Annotated in this window: 5 protein-coding genes; 1 reads left to right on the top strand and 4 read right to left on the bottom strand. The window is 66.1% G+C overall.

Translation table 11 applies throughout. The features are described 5' to 3' along the window. The 3 genes from AC1DYI_RS25735 to AC1DYI_RS25725 all read right to left on the bottom strand — a co-directional run. A partial coding sequence (locus AC1DYI_RS25735) for a carbohydrate ABC transporter permease (protein ID WP_477206978.1) occupies window positions 1-852 on the bottom strand: 852 nt, incomplete at its 3' end. A gap of 2 nt (window positions 853-854) precedes the next feature. After that, window positions 855-1,814: a carbohydrate ABC transporter permease gene (locus AC1DYI_RS25730; RefSeq protein WP_477206977.1), complete on the bottom strand. Its 960-nt coding sequence runs from the start codon at window positions 1,812-1,814 to the stop codon at window positions 855-857. Then, window positions 1,811-3,109 carry an ABC transporter substrate-binding protein gene (locus AC1DYI_RS25725; RefSeq protein WP_477206976.1) on the bottom strand — a complete coding sequence of 433 codons (1,299 nt, stop codon included), beginning with the start codon at window positions 3,107-3,109 and terminating at the stop codon, window positions 1,811-1,813. The genes AC1DYI_RS25730 and AC1DYI_RS25725 overlap by 4 nt, the downstream gene beginning before the upstream one ends. Before the next feature lie 293 nt (window positions 3,110-3,402). Between AC1DYI_RS25725 and AC1DYI_RS25720 the strand changes: the two genes are divergently transcribed. Continuing rightward, window positions 3,403-4,485 (top strand): mechanosensitive ion channel family protein, encoded by a 1,083-nt coding sequence (locus tag AC1DYI_RS25720; RefSeq protein ID WP_477206975.1) that lies wholly within the window; start codon window positions 3,403-3,405, stop codon window positions 4,483-4,485. Window positions 4,486-4,509: 24 nt separating this feature from the next. Here AC1DYI_RS25720 and AC1DYI_RS25715 read toward each other — a convergent pair whose 3' ends face one another. Continuing rightward, a complete protein-coding gene (locus AC1DYI_RS25715; RefSeq protein WP_477206974.1) occupies window positions 4,510-5,004 on the bottom strand; it encodes an Lrp/AsnC family transcriptional regulator in 495 nt (164 codons plus the stop codon). Window positions 5,005-5,220 lie beyond the last annotated feature (216 nt).

The following is a 5,220-nucleotide window of genomic DNA, read 5'->3' as shown; positions in this document are numbered from 1 at the left end:
CGTCAGGCCCGCGATCAGTTGCCGGGACGCGAGCGCAAACAACACCAGCAGCGGCAGCGTCGCGATGGCGGTGCCGGCCATCAGCGCGCCCCATTCGGTGTCGACCGGGCTTTGCAGCGTGCGCAGCGCCAGCGGCAGCGTGTACATGTCGGGCGAGCGCATCACCACCAGCGGCCCGATGAAGTTGTTCCAAGAGGCGATGAAGGTCGCCAGGCCCAGCGTGCCGAGTGCGGGTTTGAGCAGCGGCAGCACGATGCGCCAGTAGATGGCGAATTCGCCGCAGCCGTCCATGCGCGCGGCTTCGATCAGCTCACGTGGGATCGCCCCGATCACCGATTGCCGCATCAGGAAGATGCCGAAGGCGCCGGCCGCACCGGGCACGTACAACGCCCGCGGCTGGTCGATCCAACCCAGCGCGTCCATCACCATGAAGTTCGGGATGATGGTCATGAACGACGGCAGCAGCATCGTGCCCATCACCAGCGCGAACAGCTGCTTCTTGAAGCGGAACTCGTAGAGCGCGAATGCAGTGCCGCCCATCGAGCAGAACAGCAGCGTCAGCGCCGTGGACGCGAGCGCGACGTAGACGCTCCAGCCCAGGTTGCGCAGGAACGGGATGCGCTCGGTCAGGATGTGGATGTTGGCGGCCAGGTCGTTGCCGAAGAACAGCGGCGGCGGCAGGCTGAACAGCTCTTGCCGCGACTGGGTGGCGAACACGAACAGGAAGTAGAACGGCGTCAGCATCACCAGCGCGCCGACGCCGACGGCGATGTAGGCCGTCCATGCGTTCAGGCGCTGCGATGTGCGGCTTGATGTGCGGTTCGACAAGGTGGCGACTGCGGTGTGGGCCATGGTCAGGTCCTCCGCCCGAGGGCCTTGTGGGTGGCCCAGGTCAGCACCGCCACCACTGCGAACAGCAGCCACGACATCGCGCTGGCCGCGCCGAAGTCGTTGAAGTCGAAGGCCATGCGGAACAGGTAGAACGCAGTCGTCATGCCGGCCTGGTCCGACCCGCCCTTGCCGTTGGTCAGGATGAACGGCTCTTCGAACAGCTGCAGGCCGCCAATCACACTGAGCGTGACGCCGAACAGAATGGCCGGCCGCAAGCTCGGCAGCGTGATGAAGCGGAACTGCTGCCAGGCCTTGGCGCCGTCGAGCGTGGCGGCTTCGTACAGATCGGCCGGGACGGTCTGCAGCGCCGCGAGGTACAGCACCACGTTGAAGCCGACATAACGCCAGAACACCAGCAGCGCGATCGTCGGCTTGATCGTGCCGGGCTTGTYCAACCAGTCGATGGGCTCACCGTTCCAGATCGCGCGCAGGCCGGAGTTGATGAGCCCGTAGTCGGTCGAGAACAGCGAGGTGAACAGGATCGCGATCGCCACCGTCGAGGTGATGTAGGGCACGAAGTACGCCCCGACCAGCAGGTTGCGGAAGCGCTTGATGCGAGCGTGGATGAAGCAGGCGACCGGGATCGCGACCAGGTGCTGCGGCACGCCCGAAGCCAGCGCCAGCCAGCCGGTGTTGGACAGCGATTTCCAGAACCACTCGTCTTGCAGCGCGAAGGCGAAGTTGTCGAGGCCGACGAACTGCATCGCCTGCAGGCCACTCGTCGGCTCCCAGCTCTGGAATGCGAGGTAGAGCGAGAACAGCAGCGGGTACAGCCCGAAGACCACGAACAGCACGAGGAACGGGCCGAGCAGCACATACGGCGCCCAGCGCGTGGAGAGCTGGAGGCGCGTGTGGCGGCGAGACGCAGTGGGTTGCGGCACGGCAGTGGTGGCGGTGTTCACGGCCGACAAAGGTTGGCTCATCGCAATGCCCTCGACTGGATCAGGCGCTGCGCGTCGGCCAGCGCCTGGTCAATGCTCTTGCCCTGGTCCAGCACCTTGTCGAGCTCGGTGTTGACGACCTCGCTCGCGAAATGGTCCTGCTTGTGGACCTGCACGGCCTTGATGCGACGTGCGGCCTCGCGCCACAACAGGCGCCCGGGCTGGCCGCCGAGAAACTCGATCGGCTGCTCGAAGAACGGGTCGTCGTAGGTTTCGAGCAGCGCCGGGAAGGCATCCAGCGCCTTGAACGCGCCCAGTTGCTGCTCGCGGCTGAGCGTCATCATGCGGATGAACTCCCAGGCCACCGGCTTCAGCTCGGGCGCCGAACGCCGCGGGATCGCGTAGAAGGTGCCGCCCGATGCGGCGTAGGCGCCCTCTGGCAGTTGCGCCGAACGCCACAGGCCGCGCGTCGTCGGCGCGAGCCAGTTGTTCAGGTGCCCAGCCATCCAGGCGCCAACCATCTGGGTCGAGATCGCGCCGCGCCGGAAGCCCTCGGCCCAGTCGGAAGACCAGGGCCGCACCTGCGCGTCGAGCCTGTTCTGCCGCACCTTGAGCGACAGCTCGAAGGCCCGGTGGAAGCGCCGCGTGTTGATCAGCGCCTTCGACTGCTTGTCGTAGAACAGGCCCTCGCCCGGCTCGATGCCGGTGCGGATCACGATGTCCTTGATGTCGCGCGCGTTCGGCAGCAGGTAGGCGCCGGTGGCGGCGCGCACGCGCAGGCCGGCGGCGACATAGCTCTCCCACGAGCTGGTCAGATCGCCTTCGCTGACGCCGGCCTTGGCCAGCAGGTCGGCACGGTACAGCAGCGTGCCGGCGCCGATGTCGGTCGGGATCGCGAGCACCGCGCCGGTCTTGTCGGTGGCCTGGTCGAAGGCGTATTGAACGAAGCGGTCGCGGTACTGCAGCGCGTTGTACGGCGGCTGGGTCAGGTCTTCCAGACCGATGCCGCGGGCGAAGCGGCCCAGGTAGTCGACCTCCAGCGTCATCAGGTTCGGCAGGTTGCTGGCAGTCGTCAGTGCGGTGGTCATCGCCGTGTGGTGGTCGGCGAACTCGCGGCTGATCACCTGAACGTCGACGTTCGGGTGCAACGCCGTGAAGGCCGGCAGCGCTGCTTTGATGACCTTGTCTACCGCCGGATAGGCGGCGATCGTCAGGTGCTGCTTGGCCTCGCCAGCGGCCCATGCAGACGACCCCGGCAACGCCCAAGACGCCGCCAGGCCGGCGGCCCAGGCCAGACACGCCCGTCGGTTGGGCCCGGCCAACTGGCCGTCTGGCATCTGCGCTTGCTCAACTGTCCCCAATGTTGTCGCCTCGTCGTGTTCTGCTTCGCCGTCGCCCTGACTTCAACCTGGATGGCGTCGGGCCGGAAACGGTTGCTGAAAGCGCTTTCAGTCAATTTAACCGTCACCGACAGGGCTGTCAACAGAGGAGATCCGCGGGTGGTCGACAAACCCGAGGCCTTCGACCACCCGAATTTGCGTAGGCAAGAAAGTCTCTTGGCGGCCCCATCGCCCCAAGAGCGCGGGCCCGATCCTTGCCGCCCGCCCCGATCTACTCTTTTGGGCGATCGATGAACTGGACGACTCTGGAACCCTGGGGAAGCCTGGCACTGCTGGCAGGCGGGGTGCTCGTGGCCACACAACTGGCGCATCGGCTGCTGCGGCCGGTGGTCCGCCGCATGGCCGGCTGGTCCGCCCTCGCCCAGGCGGTCCTTCGGCGGTGCGACCGGCCGGTGCAGGCCCTGGCGCCCTTGGTGGTGCTGCAACTGATCTGGGAAGGTGCGCCCGAGGGCCTGCCCGGCTTGTCATTGGTGCAGCACACGAACGGCGTGCTGCTCATCGTGTCGCTAACTTTGCTGTGTATCGGCGCGATCCGCGGCCTGGCGGACGGCGTGATCGCCCGGCACCCGGCCGACGTGGCCGATAACCTCGAGGCCAGGCGCATCCACACCCAAGCCCGGGTGCTGTCGCGCATCGCCTGCAGCGCCGCGCTGCTCACCGGCGTCGCGTTCGTGCTGATGACGTTTCCTCGCGCCCGTCAGCTGGGCACGAGCCTGCTGGCCTCGGCCGGCGTCGTTGGCCTAGTAGCGGGCATTGCAGCGAAGTCGGTCTTCAGCAACCTGCTGGCCGGCCTGCAGATCGCGCTGGCCCAGCCGATGCGCATCGACGATGTCTTGATCATCGAGGGCGAATGGGGCCGAGTCGAGGAGATCACCGCCACCTACGTCGTCCTCAAGATCTGGGACGAGCGGCGCCTGGTGGTGCCGCTGAGCTGGTTCATCGAGCACCCGTTCCAGAACTGGACACGCACGACGGCCGACCTGCTCGGCACCGTCTTCCTGTGGGTCGACTTCACGACCTCGGTCGATGACATTCGGGCGGAGGCCAAACGCCTGTGTGAAGCGTCGCCGAATTGGGACAAGCGGGTCTGCCTGGTGCAGGTGACCGACACCACCGACCAGGCGATGCAGCTGCGGGTGCTGGTCAGCTCGGCTGCGTCAGGGCCGAACTTCGACCTGCGCTGCGAGCTGCGTGAAGGCCTGTTGACCTACCTCGCGCAGACATCGGCGCAGTCGTTGCCCCGTGGGCGCTTGCAGGCGCAGCTGGTGCGGCAACCGCCGATCGCCAGGGCGGAGCCGACGCCCTCATCATGATGAGCGCTGCGGCGGCGAGGCCTACTACCAGGCCTCGGCCGACACCGGCAACGCCGTCGTCTTCTTGACCGTGCGCAGCACCAGCATCGAGTTGGAGCGCTCGACGCCCGGCAGGCGCATCAACACCTCGGTGTGGAAGCGCTCCAGGTCTTCGGCGTCGCGGTAGGCGAAGCGGATCAGGTAGTCGTTCGAGCCGGCGACGTAGAAGCAGTCGAGGATCTGCGGCTCGTCGCGCACTGCTCGCTCGAAAGCCTCGAGCAGCGCGTTGCTCATGTTCTCGAGGTTGATGATGGTGAAGCTGGTGCCGTGCTGGCCGATTGCCTTCGGGTTCAGCAGCGCCACATACTGCGAAATGACGCCCTCGTCTTCCAGTTGCTTGACGCGCCGCAGGCAGGCCGAGGGCGACAGATGCACCCGTTGCGCCAGCTCGACATTCGACAGCTTTCCGTTGGTCTGAAGCTCTTCCAGAATGAGCCTGTCGATCGCATCCAATTGCGGTGTTTTCGGAGAATCTCGCATATTGTTCCAAGTGTCTCAGAATTCTTCGCAGAAAGTTGCGCCACCTAGGGTTGCCCCGTGCAGATCGCGCAAGCACATTGCGTGGGGTCTTCTCTAGACTCTCTTCCCTATCAACGCCTCACCAGTGACACCGAAGTCGCTGTTGCGGCCCGGAGATCCGAAGATGACCACGCCCTCGCCCGCCGCTCTCGACGCCTACTGGATGCCGTTCACGGC

It is taken from the genome of Ideonella sp. P3_A4, assembly GCF_056403075.1.
This window is presented reverse-complemented; position numbering and strand designations above follow the sequence as displayed.

Coding starts and splice junctions, on each gene's coding strand:
- AC1DYI_RS25720 (WP_477206975.1), top strand. CDS start 3,403: ATGAACTGGACGACTCTGGAACCCTGGGGAAGCCTGGCACTGCTGGCA.
- AC1DYI_RS25725 (WP_477206976.1), bottom strand. CDS start 3,109: ATGCCAGACGGCCAGTTGGCCGGGCCCAACCGACGGGCGTGTCTGGCC.
- AC1DYI_RS25715 (WP_477206974.1), bottom strand. CDS start 5,004: ATGCGAGATTCTCCGAAAACACCGCAATTGGATGCGATCGACAGGCTC.